Source organism: Brevibacterium sp. FAM 24630 (genome assembly GCF_049804075.1).
GTDB lineage: Bacteria > Actinomycetota > Actinomycetes > Actinomycetales > Brevibacteriaceae > Brevibacterium.
Genome location: NZ_JBNBZD010000094.1, coordinates 1 through 256 on the forward strand (window position 1 = coordinate 1; position 256 = coordinate 256).

Annotated in this window: 1 rRNA gene; it reads left to right on the plus strand. The window is 52.0% G+C overall.

Annotation, left to right across the window (positions count from 1 at the left end):
- Positions 1-256 (plus strand): 23S ribosomal RNA (locus ACPUD7_RS17875); the annotation flags it as partial.

Sequence of the window (256 nt, forward strand, 5' to 3'; positions counted from 1 at the left end):
CGAACTCGGCGAAATTGCATTACGAGTAAAGATGCTCGTTACGCGCAGCAGGACGGAAAGACCCCGAGACCTTCACTATAGTTTGGTATTGGTGTTCGGTGTGGTTTGTGTAGGATAGGTGGGAGACGTTGAGGCTTGGTCGCTAGATCAGGTGGAGTCGATCGGTGAAATACCACTCTGACCATAGTGGATTCCTTAACTTCGGACCCTGATCGGGTTCAGGGACAGTGCCTGATGGGTAGTTTAACTGGGGCGG